At 69.3% G+C, this 1,351-nt stretch carries 2 protein-coding genes; both read right to left on the reverse strand.

Annotation, left to right across the window (positions count from 1 at the left end; genetic code table 11):
* Nucleotides 1-66 precede the first annotated feature (66 nt).
* Complete coding sequence (locus tag FVW27_RS15860; protein WP_015946597.1) at nucleotides 67-399, reverse strand: hypothetical protein; 333 nt, start codon at nucleotides 397-399, stop codon at nucleotides 67-69.
* 178 nt (nucleotides 400-577) lie between these two features.
* Nucleotides 578-1,351, reverse strand: a 774-nt coding sequence (locus FVW27_RS15865) for an oxidoreductase (protein WP_481850168.1), incomplete at its 5' end; no start/stop codon positions are given.

Genomic DNA, 1,351 nt, shown 5'->3' on the forward strand with positions numbered 1-1,351 from the left:
CGCGCGCCGTGCCCGCTCCGGCCAGGGAAGGCGGAGCAGGGCACGGGCGCGCGGGCCGTATCCGGGCTATTGCGCGGGGCCAGCGGCGGTTTCTTCCGCCGGGCCGTCGGCCTCTTCGACAAGCAGGCCCAGCGGCACGTACGGGCCAAGGGGAATCAGTTCGAACTCTATCTGCCCCTGCTTGACCAGGGGCAGGGTGTTGATCAGCGACTGCGCCTCTTCCATGGAGGGGGCTTCCAGCACCATGACGGTGCCGGAACGGTCCTGCCGGAAGTACACCTCGCGGACCACGTCGGCGAGGTACATCTTGATGGTATGTGCCACTTCCTTCAGGAAGTTGGCGCGGATGACGTCGGGGGTGGCGTCTTCGCGAACCTTGTCGATGGCGAGAATCTTCATGCGCGGCTCCTGGTGGAATTCGGGTTGCACCCGGTCCACGACGGGTACGCGGTTTCGCCGCCTCGCTCAAGGCCCAAGTGGCCTGCCGCGGGGGAGAAAACCGGGTTTCGGCCCCGGCCCGGGCCCCCGCTTACCAGTCCACCGGTCCGCCTGCCATCCTTCCATCGGGCACGCCGCGTTACTCCCCAGCCACCTCGCCACGCGCCACGGGACAGTAGAAGCCACGATTTTCGCGCAGGGGGCCGTAGCACTTGTTGCACGAGATGCACGCGGCGCGGGTGTCGTCGCCTTCCGCCCATCGGCGCACCAGGCCGGGTTCGCGGATCAGCGGACGGCACAGGGAAAGCATGTCCACAGTGCCCTCATCCACCAGTTGCTGCGCCACCTGCGGGGTGCGGATGCCGCCCACCAGAATCAGCGGCGCGCCCACCTCGGCCTTGAAACGGCGCGCGGCCTCGCGGTACCAGGCCTCGTCCTCGGGGTTGCGGATGCGCGTCACCCGGGCGGGCATGCGGTTCGGCGGGTTCATGGCCGTGCCGCCGGACATTTCCACGGCGTCCACCCCGGCGGATATGGCGTGCCGGGCCGTTTCCAGCATCTCGTCCACCTCGAAGCCGTCGTCCATGAAGTCGGAACTGTTCAGCTTCACCCACACGGGGAAGGTCGGTCCCACGGCCTCGCGCACGGCGCGCACCGCCATCAGCAGGGGGCGCATGCGGTTTTCCAGACTGCCGCCGAACCGGTCGGTGCGCCTGTTGCGCGCGGGCGACAGAAACTGGCTCAGCAGGTAGCCATGCGCCCCGTGCACCTGCACCCCGTCAAAGCCCGCCTGCACGGCGCGGCGCGCGGCGGCGGCCAGGGCGGCCACCACCTCGTCGAGGTCCGCTTCGGTCATTGCGCGCATGGGCAGAAAGCCTTCCCGCTCGAAGGGGGTGGCGGTCATGCCGGGCTC

This window comes from Nitratidesulfovibrio liaohensis (genome assembly GCF_011682075.1).
Lineage (GTDB): Bacteria > Desulfobacterota > Desulfovibrionia > Desulfovibrionales > Desulfovibrionaceae > Cupidesulfovibrio > Cupidesulfovibrio liaohensis.